This is a genomic window from Paenibacillus hodogayensis (genome assembly GCF_039536325.1).
Classification (GTDB): Bacteria; Bacillota; Bacilli; order Paenibacillales; family NBRC-103111; genus Paenibacillus_AB; species Paenibacillus_AB hodogayensis.
In genome coordinates this window covers 853,277-869,094 of the sequence record NZ_BAAAYO010000002.1, presented here as the reverse complement: position 1 = coordinate 869,094, position 15,818 = coordinate 853,277, and the positions used below count along the sequence as shown (strand labels likewise).

The following is a 15,818-nucleotide window of genomic DNA, read 5'->3' as shown; positions in this document are numbered from 1 at the left end:
GCTGGTTACCCAACCAGCCTTCTACTTGCACTTCTCGTTTCGTTTCGCATTCAGTTTTCAGGGAATAATTATGGAGAGATACCCAAGAGGCCGAAGGGGGCGCTTTGCTAAAGCGTTAGGGTGTAACAGCCGCAAGGGTTCGAATCCCTTTCTCTCCGTTTTACCAACCCTGCAGGAAGAACCTTTATAGGTTTTCTCCTTATTGTGATGGCGGTGTAGCTCAGCTGGCTAGAGCGTACGGTTCATACCCGTGAGGTCGTGGGTTCGACTCCCTCCGCCGCTACCATCTTTATACGGACGCTTAGCTCAGCCGGGAGAGCATCTGCCTTACAAGCAGAGGGTCGGCGGTTCGATCCCGTCAGCGTCCACCATTTTCTTCACTTGGTAAAGTTCATGGAGCTGTGGTGTAGTGGCCCAACATGCCTGCCTGTCACGCAGGAGACCGCGGGTTCGAATCCCGTCAGCTCCGCCACTTTATCTTGTTGCATAGTTCCGGCGGTCGCCGGACATGTTATTTACATAAGGCTCGGTAGCTCAGTCGGTAGAGCAGAGGACTGAAAATCCTCGTGTCGGCGGTTCGATTCCGTCCCGAGCCACCATGTACGTTTCCCTTCCTAAGGATAATTCGGGAAACTTCATAATCATGGAGGCTTAGCGAAGTGGCCAAACGCAGCAGACTGTAAATCTGTTCTCTGACGAGTTCGGTGGTTCGAATCCATCAGCCTCCACCATTTCTGATTCTTTCGTAAGTTGGCTAGCCTTGGAGCAAGCCTCTAATGCGAGCCATTAGCTCAGTTGGTAGAGCACCTGACTTTTAATCAGGGTGTCGTAGGTTCGAATCCTACATGGCTCATCTCAGTCTCGCCTGTTGCGGTGAGGCTTTTTGGTATTTATACCTCCGGACACTCCTTTGCGGACGTTTTGCTTGAAGGGATCTTGCGTTTGTAAGCTGCGGCTGCGAACAAGATCCCTTTTTCGTTGCCTTCAATTTATGCTGGTATGCCCCGTTACGGGGCGGGGGTAAGCTTTTCCGCGACGGAGCGCATCTTCTGCTCCATGGATGACGGACGGTCGCGGCGATCGTCGATCTTGATGGTGGTGCATACGCGGTTTGCGCCAGCGGCGAAAGGGGACTCGTGCAGACGACGCAGGACATTCAGCAACACAACCAGATCTCCTTCAAGGATAGTGCTCATGGGAGTAAGCTGGTAGCGGATACTGTCACCGGCCTCGATCAACAAGCGCTGCATTTCCGCTACGTATCCGCTCAGACTGGTCGTGTCCGTACCGACGGGAATAACGGTCACTTCGATAATGGGCATTTCCTGCTTTCCTCCTCAATATTTACTTTCCATGCTACCCGGTTCTTCCCCTCATTGTATCGTATTGCCTATGCCGTCACCACATCTGAAATGTGGCGTTACGAGATAACCGATCAAGGCGATGGAAAAGTCAACGCTCCGTAAGGCATGTAAGCGACACGGCACTCGTCCCGTCCGATTCTCGCCTGCACCCACTCCTGTACGTTTGCAACGGGAATAAAGCCTGCCAATTCGACTAACGCCTCGGGCATTTGCGAATACAAATAGACCGTATGCCGCGAGAGAATGGACTCCATGTGGGCGATCTTATGGGCGCCCAATACAAACTGCTGCTGAAGTCTTGCTACAATTTCCGCCCGGTCGCCTACCGTTTCCAGCCAATATTGCAACATGCCATTGCCGAACAGCTCCTCGCAGCGGGACAGCAGCATAATGGAGCCGCCGGGCTTTGTAAACGCCGCGGCATTTTGCAAGGTTTTGACAGCCTGGTACAGTTGGGCATCCTTGGGATGTCCTCCAGGGGAAACGACAACCAAATCGTAAGTGCGGTCCACGGGTATAAAAAAACGGCTACGCGCTTCCTCCAATCCTCGGCGGTGAGCCGCTGCTGGCTCTCCGGCATACGCCCCCAGCAGCTCGCCATGGTGATTAGCCACTACGTTGAACAGGAAATGAATCGGAACGAACCGAAGCGCTTCCTCCAAGTCGCGGTGAATCGGGTTGTCCGGATCGCCCAGTGAAGCCCGAAACCGTTGGGATAAGGCATGATTGGCCTGAATACAGCGTTTCGAGGCGACGCCCGGTACAAGCGCTTTGACCCCGCCGGATACACCGACGAGCCGATGGGGCTCGATGTTCCCGGTGGCGATCAACAAATCGGCCTGCAGAACGAGCCGGTTCAGCTCAATCGGAGTGCCTTGCGCGGTCGTGCCGACATGGATGCAATGCTCCGACAAGGGCGAATGATTGACTACCGCAACCCGCCGGTATATGTCTTCGCCGACAAGCTGAATCCGTTCTTTCTCCGTATGTTTCCGGTGCATGCCGAGCGCAACGATAATTCGAATACGGTCGTCGTCCAAGCCCGCTTCATTAAGCGCGTCGAGCAGAGCCGGGAGGAACAGCCGGCTCGGGCTCAGGCGGGTGCCGTCACTGATCAGAATGACAGCGCGCTTCCGCCCGACCGCCAGCTCCTTCAGCGGCATTCCCGCGACAGGCTGCTCGAGCGCCTGACGTATTAAAGCGCTGGCCGTCTGCTCCGGCTTGGAGTGATAAGCGAGCAGATCGACGGTATCGACGCAAAAAGGAAGCTCGATTTGACCATGACCATACGGAAATAACATATATAGATAAACCTTCTTTCTATTGGTAGATAGACCGATTTCAATTATTTCCATATCGCATCCCGCCTAAACCGTATTAAAGCCGAGCAAGGCGGGGAACCGTAAACGGATCATATGCGGACGGACAACTGCGGCTTGCGCAAAGGTTTTCATCCCCAATGAAAACGTGTATCATGAACTTATAGGCTCCCTTTCCGAATTGGAGGGCAAACAGTCACATTACGTCTGGGGGACTTCACGATGGTGCTATCGGATCGGATCAGACAACAGCTCGGACATATTCTCGGCACCGAATTCCGCTTCGAGAGGCTCTCCTCGGCCAAGTGGAATAAAGGCGAAGCGGACGAGGCGGCCCCTGGAGGCAGAAGCCGGCATATAGACGGAAGGTATTACTTTCTTTTGCAAAAGGATGGCGGCTTCGTTCAGGCGGTCTCGGTGGTTGAGCCGATGCTGACGCCTTCGGAGAAGCAGCTCGTCGATCTGATGCTGGAAGCTTACCGGCAGCAGGAGAAACGGCCGGGGGCGGCCGTTCATTCGGAGGACGAACGCAAAGCGACGCTGCTTCGCGGCTGGATCGATACGCAGATCGAACAGGGCCATGCGGACGCAGAGCTGCCGGACACGCTGACGACAGGCTTCCCCCTTCACGCCGCGCAAATTCCGTTGCTGGTATACGGGGATTACTCCGACCAACGCAAGGCGACCTACCAGGATCTGAAGAAGCTGCTGGAAACGTTTTTTGACGGACCGATCATGCTGGTCCCACTGCTGGATAAGGAATGGCTCGTTCTCGGGCCGGAGTCGCTGCTGCAGGAAGGCGGCGAAGGCGAGGAAGAAACCACGGAGGACATGCTGTCCTCGCTCGGCCATGCTCTGCATGAGATGCTGGCTACCGAGTGGGTTGGCGAATGCCATATAGCCGTCGATTATCCGATCGTACCGGCCAAGTCGCTGCTTGGGGCTGTAATCAAGCTGCGGGAAGCGATGACGCTCGGACGAACGTACCATGTGTCCGATAACATTCACACTCCGTGGCGGCTGCAGCTGGAGAAGCTGCTTCACGGGATCGGGGAAGAGCAGAAGCAGCTGTTTCTGGAGCGCGTGCTGAAGCGGATCGACCTGCTCAAGGACACGGAGATGATGACGACGCTGGAGCAATTTATCGCTCTGGATTGCAGCGTCAGCGATACGGCGAAGAAGCTGTTCATTCACCGCAATACGCTGCTGTACCGTCTGGACAAGTTTAAACAAGAGACCGGTCTGGACGTCCGGACGTTCCATCATGCCCTTCTTGTGCACATTGCGCTGCTATTGTACAAAGTAACGAAAAGAGCCTGATATTTTTGTAAGCAATGTGCATAGTCATGGAAGTGGACGTAGGTTACTATATAGCTAGGCGAATCATGAACTATAGGGGGAATGAACCATGGCAGGCGTACGTTTAAATCACATCGTTAAAAAATATCCAGGTGCAGCAGAAGATACGGTTAAAGACTTCAACTTGGAAATCAAGGACAAAGAGTTTCTTGTTCTGGTAGGCGCATCCGGATGTGGGAAGTCCACTACGCTCCGTATGATCGCAGGACTTGAAGAAATTTCGTCCGGCGAACTGTATATCGGCGACCGCCTTGTGAACGACGTCGCTCCGAAAGACCGCGACATCGCGATGGTCTTCCAATCCTATGCCTTGTATCCGCATATGAACGTTTATCAAAACATGGCGTTCGGTTTGAAACTGCGTAAATTCAAAAAAGCCGAAATCGACGCACGCGTGCGCGAAGCGGCCAAAATTCTCGATATCGAAGTATTGCTCGACCGTAAGCCGAAGGCACTCTCCGGCGGTCAGCGTCAACGGGTGGCCCTGGGCCGCGCAATCGTCCGCGATCCGCAAGTGTTCCTGATGGACGAACCACTCTCCAACTTGGATGCTAAGCTGCGCGTACAGATGCGTGCGGAAATCAGCAAGCTGGCCAAGCGTCTGGAAACGACTGTTATTTACGTAACCCATGACCAGACCGAAGCGATGACGATGGGCGACCGTATCGTCGTTATGCACCAAGGTATCATTCAGCAAGCGGCTTCTCCGGAAGAAATTTATAATTTCCCGCTGAATATGTATGTAGCCGGCTTTATCGGATCGCCTTCGATGAACTTCATCAGCGGTTCCTTGGTTGAAACTGGCGGCAAAGTTCGTTTCAAGGCACAAGGCGTTGATGTAGGTCTGCCGGAAGGCAAAGCGCAAATCCTGCGCGACAAAGGCTATATTAACAAAGAAGTCGTGTTCGGCATCCGTCCGGAAGATCTTCACGACGAGCCGATCTTCATGGAAGGTTCCCCGGAAAGCCACGTGACGGCAACGATCGAAGTATCCGAGAACCTCGGTCACGAAATTCAACTGCACTTGAGCGGTTTGGGTACGCAAACGATCGTAGCGCGCGTAGATGGACGTTCCGGTTTCAAAGACGGCATGAACATCAAGCTTGCTATGGACATGAATAAAATTCACATTTTCGATAAAGAAACAGAAAAGAACGTATTGCTGTAATTGCCATCAAAAAAAAGGCCGACGAACCCCGTCGGTCTTTTTCAATTGCGGTTAAACGTTCCTCCGGAGAAAGGCGCCTATCCCCGCTCCGAAACGGAAATCCATTCGAGGAAAGGTTGCTTTCGACTCGCATTTCCATTACGATGAAATCATTGGAACATAAAAGGAGACGTCAGGGAATGGGGAAAAAGACGAAAGTATCCGACCTCGTCCACAATTTTCACCTCGAGGTCGTGACCGGAGAAGAAGGGCTGGGGCGTTTCATCAAGGTGGCGGATATGTACAGGCCCGGCTTGGAAATGGCGGGATATTTCGCTTATCATCCCCGGGAGCGGGTGCAAATCTTAGGTCGGACGGAGCTGACGTTTTTCGAGACGCTGTCGGCCGAAGAACGTCATGATCGGATTACGCGATTGTGCAAGGAGGAGGAAACGCCCTGCATGATCGTCACCCGCAGCCAGAACGTCCCGATGGAGCTGATCCAGGAGGCGTCCGCGCAAGGCTTGCCGATATTGAGGAGTACGCTTGCGACGACGACGCTCGTCAGCCGGATCACGGATTATTTGGAAAACAAGCTGGCGCCGACGACAACGATTCACGGCGTATTGGTAGAGGTGTACGGGATCGGCATGTTGATTACCGGAACAAGCGGCATCGGCAAAAGCGAAACCGCTCTGGAACTGGTCAAGCGCGGCCATCGGCTCATCGCCGACGATGCCGTGGAGATTCATCAAACGGCCGATCATGTACTCGTCGGCAATGCGCCCGAGCTGATTAAATATTTGCTGGAAATTCGCGGTGTCGGTATCATTAACGTGATGACTCTGTTCGGAGCCGGAGCGATTCGCACGAACAAGAAAATATCGCTGGTCATCCGGCTGGAGACGTGGCAGCAGGATAAGGAATACGACCGCCTTGGTATTGACGAGGAGTTGACCCGCATTATCGATACCGACTTGCCGCTGGTCACGATTCCGGTTCGTCCGGGGCGCAACTTGGCAGTCATTATCGAAGTGGCTGGGATGAATTACCGTTTGAAGCGGATGGGTTACAATGCCGCTCTGCAATTTACGAACAAGCTGACGGAGTCGATATCCGGAGAGCTGGACGATGCCGAATAACCCGGCTAAGGGCACATGTAAAGGAGATGGCGTATGGCATATTTGCTCGATCCGATTGCATTTTCACTAGGATTTATTACGGTTCGCTGGTACGGCATCATATTGGGTTCAGCGGCGTTGGTGGGGCTTTGGCTTGCCGTGACGGAAGGGAAACGGTTTAAAATCTCTCCGGATTTCTTTATGGACCTGCTGCTGATCGGAGTGCCGTCGGCGATAATCGGAGCACGACTGTACTACGTGGCGTTTAAGTGGGATGCATATAAGGACAATCTGCTGGAAATATTCCAGATATGGCACGGCGGAATCGCCATATACGGAGCGTTGATCGGAGCGATCGTGGCCGGCTATATTTATTTCAAGCGGAAGGGCTACAACTTCTGGCGCATCGTCGACATCTGCGCGCCTTCGCTTATCGCCGGGCAAATGATCGGCCGCTGGGGCAACTTCGTCAACCAGGAGGCGCACGGCGGGCCGGTAACCGAGTCGTTTCTGCGAAGCTCGCTGCATTTGCCGAACTGGATCGTCGATCAGATGTATATCAACGGTCAATATTATCACCCGACCTTCCTATATGAGTCGCTCTGGAATCTGGTCGGTCTGCTGCTGCTGTTCTGGCTGCGCCGGCGTCCGTTTATGCGTGCGGGCGAGCTGTTCTCTGCCTATTTCATCTGGTATTCGATCGGCCGCTTCTTCATTGAAGGGCTGCGTACCGATAGCCTTGCGTTTAGCGCGCCGGAATGGTTCGCTTCGCTGATGAACGGGCTCTGGTCGCCGATGACGCTGCTCTTCGAAGCAGGGTCGATGGATTACGGCAATGTGCGCATTTCGCAGCTGCTGGCCATTCTGATTATTATCGCGGCAGTCGTGCTCATAGTCGTTCGACGCAAGAAAGGCTGGTCCGCCGAACGTTATTCCGATCCGATCGTGTCTTCCAAAGCGACGGCTGCGGACACGGCAGAAGCCGGCGGGGGCATTTAAATTCATTTTATGAACGGACAAGGAGAGAGCCATGACCATTTCAACCGTGTTATTCGATCTGGACGGTACGATTGTCGACACGAATGAGCTGATTATCCAATCGTTCCTGCACGCGTTGGAGGGAGAGACCGAGCAGCCTTATACGAGAGAACGCATTATTCCCCATATGGGGTTTCCGCTGCAGGAGCAGCTGCGGTTTTTCACCGGCCGCGATGCGGTGGACGAGCTTACGGTCAAGTATAGAGCGTTCAATCTATCCAAGCATGACGAGCTGGTAAAAGAGTTTCCCTACGTTCGCGAAGTGCTGGCGGAGCTGCAACAAAGAGGAATCCGGATGGGCGTCGTGACGAACAAGATGCGGATGACGACGCTGATGGGCTTAAAGCTGTGCGGGATCGAATCGTACATGGAAACGGTGGTCGCCATCGATGATGTGGAGCGGGGTAAGCCCGATCCCGAGTCGGTGCGGAAGGCGCTGGAGCTGCTGAAGATCGACGCGGGCGAAGCGCTTATGGTCGGCGACAGTAAATACGACATCATTGCCGGTCGCGACGCTGGCGTGAAGACCGTCGGGGTCGCATGGTCGCTCAAGGGAGAAGATCATCTGCGGGAGCTCAGTCCGGACTACATCATCCGCGACATGCGGGAACTGTTGGAAATCGTCGGGTAAAGAGGGAGCGGACAGTGAGACGAACGGAACGGTACCCGGTCGAAGGGGCGAATGCGCTCTGGCAAATTTACAAGACGGTCAGCAAATGGAAGTCAGTGCGAAATTTCGTATTTATCCAGTTTACGCGCTATTGTCCGTCGCTGCCGTTGAAAAACTGGGTATACCGCAACGTGCTGGGGATGAAGGTCGGCGACAATACCGCGTTTGCGCTAATGGTTATGGTGGATGTGTTTTTCCCCGAACGGATCCATATCGGAAGCAATTCGATTATCGGTTATAATACGACTATACTTGCTCACGAATATTTGATTCGTGAGTACCGGCTCGGTCATGTGCACATTGGTTCCAATGTGATGATCGGAGCGAACACGACGATCCTGCCCGGCGTAACGATTGGCGACAATGCGATTGTAGCAGCCGGGTCGGTCGTTCACCGCGATGTGGAGGCGGGGAGCTTCGTCGCAGGCAACCCGCTTCAGGTGATCCGCCGGGTCGAGAGAGAGACTGATTAAGCGGCGAATTCGGGTTGCGAAGCCGGCTGGCCTGTCGCGTACAAGCGTCCCGTCTCCTGTCAGGAGACGGTTTTCTTTTTTCAAGTAAGCCCAATACGGCAATTGACGATTCGGAAGCGGCATGATAAACTTACACAATATATTCTTTATTTAGGTAGCATGGTAGCATGGTGTCGCTTTAATACATTGAAGTGTTTGGGAAACGAGGTGCCTTATGTCGAAACCGAAAGTGTTTGAAAAACCGCCCGGCGTCAAAGATTACTTGCCGGAAACGGTCGCCAAGCTGCGGCAAATCGAAACGAACGTACTGGAATGCATGCAAAAATGGGGATACCGGCAAATCATTACGCCCACCCTCGAATATTACGATACAGTCGGCGTGGCAAGCACCACGTCGGATCGCAAGCTATTCAAGCTGCTGGATAAGAAAGGCACTACGGTCGTGCTGCGCGCGGACGTGACGGCTCCGATTGCCCGCGTTGTCGCCTCCCTGCTCAAGGACCATTCGTTCCCGCTTCGTTTGTCTTATCATGCCAACGTATTCCGCGCTTTCGAGGACGAAGCCGGGAGAGAGGCGGAGTTTTTCCAAACCGGCGCGGAGCTGGTCGGGGACTCGTCGGCCGATGCGGATGCGGAGATGGTGGCGCTCGCGATCGCTTGTTTGAAGGCGGCCGGCATCGGTCATTTTAAAATCGCTCTCGGGCATGTAGGGTTTCTGAACGGACTGCTCCAGGAGGCGCTGCCGGATCGGCCGGAACAGCAGGAAGCGCTCAAGGAAAGACTGCTGCAGCACGATTACGTCGGTTATCACGACCTGCTTCGCCGCTACGAGCTTCCGGAAGCGGTGCGCGAGGAGCTGGAGGCGATATTGCGTCTGCGCGGCGGTCAAGAAATCTGCGAGCAGGCGAAGGAGTTGTCACGCGATCGGGGCGCCAAGGAAGCGATCGGGCATCTATGTCAGGTGTGGGACGTGCTGCATGCATACGGGGTGAGCGATCATGTGCTGGTCGATCTGACGATGGTCGGAGATTTTACGTATTATACCGGCATGACGTTCGAAGGCTATGCGGCCGATCTCGGCTTTCCGGTATGCAGCGGGGGACGCTACGATAATTTGCTGGCGCAATTCGACCGTCCGGCCGCGGCTACCGGCTTCGCGCTGAAGACGAACCGGATTCTGGAAGTGGCCAACCTGGACCGGACCGATGCGCCTTACCGGGTACTCGTCCGCTATGCGCCGGGCAAGATCGGGGAAGCATTGGCTTGCGCTCAGCAACTCCGTCAGCGCGAGCGGGTCATCGTGGAGACCATTCGCATGGATGCCTCGGATCCGGCGGCGTCTTCCGGACGCAATGTTTCGGAACGGGCAGACGGCCAGGCCGGAGCTGCGGAATATGACGAAGTGATCGAGTTTGCCTGACCGGTTCAGGCGGCAGAGAGGAAGAGTGCGATGCAAGAGCTGTTGAAAGTTGCGATTCCGAAGGGCAGAATCGTCAAGCATATCCACCGGTTGTTCCAGGAAGCGGGCCTATCGTTGCCTGAGGATCTGGACGATTCGCGTAAATTTATTATTCCCGCTCCGGAAATGGGCATGGAATTTATCGTCGCCAAGCCCGCCGACGTGCCGACTTATGTGGAATACGGCGTGGCGGACATCGGGATTGCCGGCAAAGACGTGATGATGGAAGAAAACCGGAACGTATACGAACTGCTTGACCTAGGCATCGCCCGCTGCCGGTTTTCCGTAATCGGGCTTCCCGACTGGAAGCCGGTTCCGGGCCCGCGCGTGGCGAGCAAGTTTCCGAACGTAGCCTCGCAATATTTTCGGGAAAAGGGTCAGCAGGTCGAGGTGATCAAGCTGAACGGCAACGTCGAGCTTGCCCCGTTGATCGGGCTGGCCGACCGCATCGTCGACTTGGTGGAGACGGGCAACACGATACGCGAGAACGGGCTGGCCGAGCTGGAGAAAATTGCCGACATTACAAGCCGGCTGATCGCCAACCGGGCCAGCTACCGGATGAAGAGCGGCGCCGTCCAGCAGCTGTGCGATCGGCTGCAGACGGCCATAAACGCGGCTGCGGCGCGATGAACGGGAGGCGGCGGGACGTATGCGGATTATAAAAGCGAACGAATTCAAGCTGGCGCGTGAAGTGGAATACGGCACGCCCGAGCAAAACAAGGCGGTACACGATATTCTCGAAGGCGTGCGGACCGAGGGCGATGCCGCTTTGCTGCGGTATACCGCTCAATTCGACAAGGCGGAACTCCAGGCCGAACAGCTTCGAGTGACCGAACAGGAGATCCATGCCGCTTACGAGCGGGTGGAGCCGAAGTTTATCGAGGCGCTGCGAAGAGCGGCGGCGAACATCCGCGGTTTCCACGAGAGGCAGAGGCGCAACACGTGGATGGATGTGCAGCCGGACGGCACAATGGTCGGGCAAGTAATTCGTCCGCTGCGCCGGGTCGGGTTGTACGTACCGGGAGGCAAGGCGGCTTACCCGAGCTCGGTGCTCATGAATGCCATACCGGCCCAAGTGGCGGGAGTGCCGGAGATTGTCATGGTGACTCCGGCATCGACCGGCGGCAAGGAGGGCATCGATCCGTATATTCTTGTTGCCGCCGCGGAAGCGGGTATCCGCGAGATGTACCGGATCGGGGGAGCGCAGGCGGTGGCCGCTCTGGCCTACGGTACGGAGTCGATTCCGCCTGTCGACAAAATCGTCGGCCCCGGCAACATCTACGTCGCGTTGGCCAAACGGTATGTGTACGGCGTGGTTGATATCGACAGCATAGCCGGCCCGAGCGAAATACTCGTGCTTGCCGACGATAGCGCCGATCCGGTCTATATTGCCGCCGATCTGCTGTCGCAGGCCGAGCACGACGAGATGGCTTCGGCGATTCTCGTTACAACGTCGCGGCAGTTGGCCGAAGCGGTGCGCTCGGAGGTGGAGCGGCAGCTGGAGACGCTGCCGCGCCGGGCGATCGCCGAGCAGTCCATCCGCGATCGCGGAGCGATTCTGCTGGCCGAGAACGACGCCGAAGCGGTGGAGACCTCGAACCGGCTTGCGCCGGAGCATCTGGAACTGCTAGTAGAGGAGCCGTTCGGCTGGCTGGGGCGGATCGAGAATGCGGGCGCGATTTTCGTAGGCCCATATAGTACCGAGCCGGTAGGCGACTATTTCGCCGGACCCAACCACATTCTGCCGACGAACGGGACGGCGCGGTTCTCGTCGCCGCTTAACGTCGACGATTTTCTGAAAAAGTCGAGCGTCATTCATTATAGCAAGGAAGCGCTGCTGCGCGACGGCGAACATATTATGACGCTCGCCAGGCACGAAGGGCTGGAAGCTCATGCTAGAGCGGTCCAGGTAAGATTGGAGAAGGAAGGGAAGCGACCATGAGCGAATTGACGAACCGGCCGGTCCGTACGGCCTCTATCGAACGGAAAACGAATGAAACGAATATCAAGCTTTCGCTGAACGTAGACGGCACGGGCGTATCGGAAATTGCGACCGACGTGCATTTTATGAACCATATGCTAGATCTGTTTACGAAGCACGGCCAATTCGATCTGAAGATCGATGCCGACGGGGACATCGAGATCGACGATCACCATACGACGGAAGATATCGGCATCTGTCTCGGCCAGGCGCTGCGCGAGGCGCTTGGCGACAAACGCGGCATCAAGCGGTACGCCAACGTATTCGTGCCGATGGACGAGGCGTTGGCCCAGGTAGCGATCGACATCAGCAACCGCCCGCACCTCGAATTCCGCGCGGAGTTCCCTTCCGCTCAGGTGGGCAGCTTCACGACCGAATTGGTCCACGAGTTTCTGTGGAAGTTTGCGCTGGAGGCGCGGATTACGCTGCATGTCATCGTGCATTACGGACGCAACACGCACCATATGGTAGAGGCGATATTCAAAGCGCTCGGCCGGGCGCTGGACGAGGCGACCACAATCGACCCGCGCGTGCAGGGCGTCCCTTCCACGAAAGGAGTGCTCTGACGCGTGATCGCTATTATCGATTACGGCATGGGGAACTTGCATAGCGTCAGCAAGGCGGTGGAACGGCTCGGCTACGAGGCGGTCGTAACCGCCAATCCGGACGACATTCTGGCCGCCGACGGAGCGATTCTGCCGGGCGTCGGAGCTTTCGGGGATGCGATGGCGCATCTTCGCGAAACCGGGCTCGGGGACGTCGTCCTGGCGTATGCGGCGAGCGGCAAGCCGCTGCTGGGCATCTGTCTTGGCATGCAGCTGCTGTTCGCGGAAAGCGAGGAGCACGGCAAGCATGCCGGGCTTGCTCTGCTGCCAGGCAAAGTCATCCGCTTCCGCGGGCCTTACAAGGTGCCGCATATGGGCTGGAACCGGCTGTCGTTCCGTCAGCCGTCTGCGCTGCTGGACGGGCTCGAGGAAGGCTATGTGTACTTCGTCCACTCCTACCATGCGATTCCCGAGCAGACGTCCGATTTGCTGGCGACGACCGATTATTATCAGGCCGTAACCGCCGTTGTCGCTCGAGGCAACGTGTACGGCATGCAATTTCACCCGGAGAAAAGCGGCGAGCTGGGCATGAAGCTGCTCGAGCGTTTCCTCGGACTTTGCCGCAAGCCGGCTTCGGTATAACATACGGCCGGTCCAAGCGGGTTGAGATGGCGAAAGGGGGACCAACATGTTAGCCAAACGGATTATTCCTTGTCTGGACGTCAAGGACGGCCGCGTCGTGAAGGGCGTTAATTTCGTCAATCTCCGCGACGCCGGAGATCCGGTCGAGCTCGCGGCGGTGTACGACCGAGAAGGCGCGGACGAGCTTGTTTTTCTGGATATATCGGCCTCGGTCGAAGGACGAGCGACGATGGTTGAAGTCGTGAAGAAGACGGCAGGCGAGATTACGATTCCGTTCACCGTGGGCGGAGGGATCTCCAGCGTCGACGATATGAAGCGGCTGCTGCGCGCCGGTGCGGACAAGATCGGCATCAATACCGCAGCCGTCAAAAACCCGCGGCTCGTAGCCGACGGAGCGGCCAAATTCGGCTCTCAATGCATCGTGGTGGCGATTGACGCCAAGTATAATGAGGATTGGGACGAATGGGAAGTGTATACGCACGGCGGACGCAATCCGACGGGCATCAAGGCGCTTGAATGGGCGCAGCAGGTCGAGGCTTTGGGCGCCGGGGAAATTTTGCTCACGAGCATGGATGCCGACGGCACGAAGGACGGCTTCGATCTGAAGCTGACGCGGGCCGTTTCGGAAAGTCTGAGCATACCGGTCATCGCCTCCGGCGGTGCGGGGACCAAAGCGCACTTTTACGATGTCTTTACGCAAGGAAAAGCCGATGCCGGCCTGGCAGCGACCATTTTCCACTATAAGGAAATGACGATCGATGATGTGAAGCAGGATTTGAAGAGCAAAGGGGTGGAGATCCGATGAGCGAACAAACGTTCGAATCGGTCGCGGAAGCGGTCAAATGGGACGAACAAGGGCTTGTGCCGGCCATCGTGCAGGATGCGGTCAGCAAAGAAGTGCTCATGCTCGCCTACATGAACCGGGAATCGTTGCGGTTGACGCTCGAATCCGGCGAAACGTGGTTCTGGAGCCGCTCCCGCTCGGAGCTGTGGCACAAAGGGGCGACGAGCGGCCACCTGCAGAAGGTGCGCTCGCTGCGCTACGATTGCGATGGCGATACGCTTCTGGTGCTCGTTCAACAAACCGGACCGGCGTGCCATACCGGCAAGTACAGCTGCTTCTTCAACGAGGCGGGGACCGCTGCGTCTCAGGCCGACTCCGGGGAAGCCGCATCTGCGGAAGGCCGCTTCGCCATGCTCGACAAGCTGGAGAGCCTGATCGCCAAGCGCGATGCGGAACGCCCGGAAGGAGCGTACACGACGTACTTGTTCGAGAAGGGGCTCGACAAAATTTTGAAGAAGATCGGGGAGGAAGCGGGAGAGGTCATTATTGCCGCCAAAAACCGCAGCCCCGAGGAGCTTCGTTACGAAGCGAGCGATCTGATCTTTCACCTGATGGTTCTGCTGCGCGAGCAGGGGCTTTCGCTCGACGATATTACCGGCGAACTGGCGCGTCGTCACCTGAAGCCCAAAAGCGAGTATGCTATAAGCGATTGAGCGGCAATCTGCGGATTGCATCCCACCGTGTCTCGACAGACGAGCGCCGGTGGGCTTTTTCGCATCGACTGATCGGGTGCGGGATGCGAACTTGTGACGAATTGATGAAAACCGGTACTGAATCCTTTTGAAAAAACAGGCCGACGGAGTATAATAGGGGTGACTGCTTGGCAAGCGGTGTCGAGAGTTGCGAAGTTTTGTTGAATGATGCTGAAAGGCTTTATCCATTTTAGGAGGTAACCATGTACAAGGACAATTGTAAAGTGTTTTCCGGATCGTCCAATCCGATGCTGGCGGAGCGCATTTGCGCCGAGTTGGGAATTCCGCTCGGACAAATCAAGCTGTCGCGTTTCAAAAGCGGCGAAGTGTACTGTCTGTACGAGGAATCGATTCGAAATTGCGACGTCTTTCTGGTGCAGACGTTCTCGCATCCGATCAACGATCATTTCGTCGAGCTACTCGTCATGATCGATGCGGCCAAGCGGGCTTCGGCCAGAACGATCAACCTCGTCATCCCGTACTATGGTTACTCCAGGCAAGAACGCAAGGCTGCACCGCGCGAACCGATTTCCGCCAAGCTTGTCGCCGATGTGTTGACGACCGCCGGCGCACACCGTGTATTGACCATCGATCTCCATGCACCTGCCATACAGGGCTTCTATAATATACCGGTCGACCATCTGACCGCGCTTGATTTGATCAGCGACTATATCCGCAACAAAAAAATTCCGAACCCTGTCGTCGTATCGCCGGATGCCGGACGAGCCACGACGGCTGAAAACTTGGCGAATATCCTGAACGCGCCGTTCGCGATCATGATCAAAAAGCGCCATGCCCATAACGAAGCGACCATCACGCACGTCATCGGCGACGTGGAGGGCCGCACCCCGATCATTATCGAAGACATGATCGACACCGGCACAACGATCGTTAAGGTCGTCGAAGGGTTGAAGGAACGCGGCGCAACGGACAGCTTCGTCTGTGCGACCCACCCGGTCTTCTCCGGACCGGCACTGGAACGTCTCGACCATCCGAACATTCAGGAAGTCATCATCACCGACTCGATCGCTTTGCCGGAAGGACATCCGAGCCGGTTCAAGGTACTGTCGCTTGCCCACTTGTTCTCCGATGCGATCCGCATCATTAACGACGGAGGATCGATCAGCACGCTGTTCAAATACGGCGGCGTGTAACGAATATCGC

At 56.1% G+C, this 15,818-nt stretch carries 16 protein-coding genes and 7 tRNA genes; 21 read left to right on the top strand and 2 right to left on the bottom strand.

The window, feature by feature from the left end; translation table 11 throughout:
• Positions 1–72: 72 nt before the first annotated feature.
• The 7 genes from ABD796_RS09260 to ABD796_RS09230 all read left to right on the top strand — a co-directional run bounded on the left by ABD796_RS09260 (position 73) and on the right by ABD796_RS09230 (position 853).
• Positions 73–158, top strand: a tRNA-Ser gene (locus ABD796_RS09260).
• A 51-nt stretch (positions 159–209) separates the two neighbouring features.
• Positions 210–286: transfer RNA gene (locus tag ABD796_RS09255), tRNA-Met, on the top strand.
• Between the two features lie 9 nt (positions 287–295).
• Positions 296–371, top strand: a tRNA-Val gene (locus tag ABD796_RS09250).
• Positions 372–395: 24 nt separating this feature from the next.
• Positions 396–472 (top strand) — tRNA-Asp (locus ABD796_RS09245).
• A 51-nt stretch (positions 473–523) separates the two neighbouring features.
• A tRNA-Phe gene (locus ABD796_RS09240) sits at positions 524–599 on the top strand.
• A 46-nt stretch (positions 600–645) separates the two neighbouring features.
• Positions 646–731, top strand: a tRNA-Tyr gene (locus tag ABD796_RS09235).
• A 49-nt stretch (positions 732–780) separates the two neighbouring features.
• A tRNA-Lys gene (locus ABD796_RS09230) sits at positions 781–853 on the top strand.
• A 154-nt stretch (positions 854–1,007) separates the two neighbouring features.
• Here the strand turns inward: ABD796_RS09230 and ABD796_RS09225 are convergent.
• Both ABD796_RS09225 and ABD796_RS09220 read right to left on the bottom strand, forming a co-directional pair.
• The gene (locus tag ABD796_RS09225; RefSeq protein ID WP_344906254.1) at positions 1,008–1,322 is read right to left on the bottom strand and encodes an MTH1187 family thiamine-binding protein; all 315 of its coding nucleotides are present in this window, start codon (positions 1,320–1,322) and stop codon (positions 1,008–1,010) included.
• Positions 1,323–1,435: 113 nt separating this feature from the next.
• Complete coding sequence (locus ABD796_RS09220; RefSeq protein WP_344906252.1) at positions 1,436–2,665, bottom strand: nickel-dependent lactate racemase family protein; 1,230 nt, start codon at positions 2,663–2,665, stop codon at positions 1,436–1,438.
• A 240-nt stretch (positions 2,666–2,905) separates the two neighbouring features.
• Between ABD796_RS09220 and ABD796_RS09215 the strand changes: the two genes are divergently transcribed.
• The 14 genes from ABD796_RS09215 to ABD796_RS09150 all read left to right on the top strand — a co-directional run bounded on the left by ABD796_RS09215 (position 2,906) and on the right by ABD796_RS09150 (position 15,808).
• The gene (locus ABD796_RS09215; protein WP_344906249.1) at positions 2,906–4,003 is read left to right on the top strand and encodes a PucR family transcriptional regulator; all 1,098 of its coding nucleotides are present in this window, start codon (positions 2,906–2,908) and stop codon (positions 4,001–4,003) included.
• 88 nt (positions 4,004–4,091) lie between these two features.
• The gene (locus ABD796_RS09210; RefSeq protein ID WP_344906246.1) at positions 4,092–5,210 is read left to right on the top strand and encodes an ABC transporter ATP-binding protein; all 1,119 of its coding nucleotides are present in this window, start codon (positions 4,092–4,094) and stop codon (positions 5,208–5,210) included.
• A 179-nt stretch (positions 5,211–5,389) separates the two neighbouring features.
• The gene (gene hprK, locus ABD796_RS09205) at positions 5,390–6,331 is read left to right on the top strand and encodes an HPr(Ser) kinase/phosphatase (protein WP_344906243.1); all 942 of its coding nucleotides are present in this window, start codon (positions 5,390–5,392) and stop codon (positions 6,329–6,331) included.
• 33 nt (positions 6,332–6,364) lie between these two features.
• Entirely contained in the window at positions 6,365–7,309 is a 945-nt protein-coding gene (lgt, locus tag ABD796_RS09200; RefSeq protein WP_344906240.1) for a prolipoprotein diacylglyceryl transferase, read from the top strand.
• 31 nt (positions 7,310–7,340) lie between these two features.
• Entirely contained in the window at positions 7,341–7,979 is a 639-nt protein-coding gene (ppaX, locus tag ABD796_RS09195) for a pyrophosphatase PpaX (RefSeq protein ID WP_344906238.1), read from the top strand.
• Between the two features lie 14 nt (positions 7,980–7,993).
• Positions 7,994–8,491, top strand: coding sequence for an acyltransferase (locus ABD796_RS09190; RefSeq protein ID WP_344906235.1), 498 nt, complete (start codon positions 7,994–7,996; stop codon positions 8,489–8,491).
• 214 nt (positions 8,492–8,705) lie between these two features.
• Positions 8,706–9,911 (top strand): ATP phosphoribosyltransferase regulatory subunit, encoded by a 1,206-nt coding sequence (locus tag ABD796_RS09185; RefSeq protein ID WP_344906232.1) that lies wholly within the window; start codon positions 8,706–8,708, stop codon positions 9,909–9,911.
• Between the two features lie 30 nt (positions 9,912–9,941).
• Positions 9,942–10,580 carry an ATP phosphoribosyltransferase gene (gene hisG, locus ABD796_RS09180; protein ID WP_344906229.1) on the top strand — a complete coding sequence of 213 codons (639 nt, stop codon included), beginning with the start codon at positions 9,942–9,944 and terminating at the stop codon, positions 10,578–10,580.
• Between the two features lie 19 nt (positions 10,581–10,599).
• Entirely contained in the window at positions 10,600–11,892 is a 1,293-nt protein-coding gene (gene hisD, locus ABD796_RS09175; RefSeq protein WP_344906227.1) for a histidinol dehydrogenase, read from the top strand.
• Positions 11,889–12,497, top strand: a complete 609-nt coding sequence (gene hisB, locus ABD796_RS09170; RefSeq protein WP_344906224.1) for an imidazoleglycerol-phosphate dehydratase HisB — start codon at positions 11,889–11,891, stop codon at positions 12,495–12,497. The genes hisD and hisB overlap by 4 nt, the downstream gene beginning before the upstream one ends.
• Before the next feature lie 3 nt (positions 12,498–12,500).
• Positions 12,501–13,118, top strand: a complete 618-nt coding sequence (gene hisH, locus ABD796_RS09165) for an imidazole glycerol phosphate synthase subunit HisH (RefSeq protein ID WP_344906221.1) — start codon at positions 12,501–12,503, stop codon at positions 13,116–13,118.
• 46 nt (positions 13,119–13,164) lie between these two features.
• On the top strand, positions 13,165–13,923 hold the full coding sequence (gene hisF / locus ABD796_RS09160; RefSeq protein ID WP_344906218.1) for an imidazole glycerol phosphate synthase subunit HisF: 759 nt from the start codon (positions 13,165–13,167) through the stop codon (positions 13,921–13,923).
• Positions 13,920–14,615, top strand: a complete 696-nt coding sequence (gene hisIE, locus ABD796_RS09155; RefSeq protein WP_344906215.1) for a bifunctional phosphoribosyl-AMP cyclohydrolase/phosphoribosyl-ATP diphosphatase HisIE — start codon at positions 13,920–13,922, stop codon at positions 14,613–14,615. Before hisF ends, hisIE begins: the two co-directional genes overlap by 4 nt.
• Before the next feature lie 242 nt (positions 14,616–14,857).
• The gene (locus ABD796_RS09150) at positions 14,858–15,808 is read left to right on the top strand and encodes a ribose-phosphate diphosphokinase (protein WP_344906212.1); all 951 of its coding nucleotides are present in this window, start codon (positions 14,858–14,860) and stop codon (positions 15,806–15,808) included.
• The last annotated feature ends 10 nt before the right edge of the window (positions 15,809–15,818 follow it).

Excerpts from the sequence above, each read along its gene's own strand:
- ABD796_RS09225 (WP_344906254.1), bottom strand. The coding sequence starts at position 1,322 with ATGCCCATTATCGAAGTGACCGTTATTCCCGTCGGTACGGACACGACC.
- ABD796_RS09220 (WP_344906252.1), bottom strand. The coding sequence starts at position 2,665 with ATGTTATTTCCGTATGGTCATGGTCAAATCGAGCTTCCTTTTTGCGTC.
- ABD796_RS09215 (WP_344906249.1), top strand. The coding sequence starts at position 2,906 with ATGGTGCTATCGGATCGGATCAGACAACAGCTCGGACATATTCTCGGC.
- ABD796_RS09210 (WP_344906246.1), top strand. The coding sequence starts at position 4,092 with ATGGCAGGCGTACGTTTAAATCACATCGTTAAAAAATATCCAGGTGCA.
- hprK (WP_344906243.1), top strand. The coding sequence starts at position 5,390 with ATGGGGAAAAAGACGAAAGTATCCGACCTCGTCCACAATTTTCACCTC.
- lgt (WP_344906240.1), top strand. The coding sequence starts at position 6,365 with ATGGCATATTTGCTCGATCCGATTGCATTTTCACTAGGATTTATTACG.
- ppaX (WP_344906238.1), top strand. The coding sequence starts at position 7,341 with ATGACCATTTCAACCGTGTTATTCGATCTGGACGGTACGATTGTCGAC.
- ABD796_RS09185 (WP_344906232.1), top strand. The coding sequence starts at position 8,706 with ATGTCGAAACCGAAAGTGTTTGAAAAACCGCCCGGCGTCAAAGATTAC.
- hisG (WP_344906229.1), top strand. The coding sequence starts at position 9,942 with ATGCAAGAGCTGTTGAAAGTTGCGATTCCGAAGGGCAGAATCGTCAAG.
- hisD (WP_344906227.1), top strand. The coding sequence starts at position 10,600 with ATGCGGATTATAAAAGCGAACGAATTCAAGCTGGCGCGTGAAGTGGAA.
- hisB (WP_344906224.1), top strand. The coding sequence starts at position 11,889 with ATGAGCGAATTGACGAACCGGCCGGTCCGTACGGCCTCTATCGAACGG.
- hisF (WP_344906218.1), top strand. The coding sequence starts at position 13,165 with ATGTTAGCCAAACGGATTATTCCTTGTCTGGACGTCAAGGACGGCCGC.
- hisIE (WP_344906215.1), top strand. The coding sequence starts at position 13,920 with ATGAGCGAACAAACGTTCGAATCGGTCGCGGAAGCGGTCAAATGGGAC.
- ABD796_RS09150 (WP_344906212.1), top strand. The coding sequence starts at position 14,858 with ATGTACAAGGACAATTGTAAAGTGTTTTCCGGATCGTCCAATCCGATG.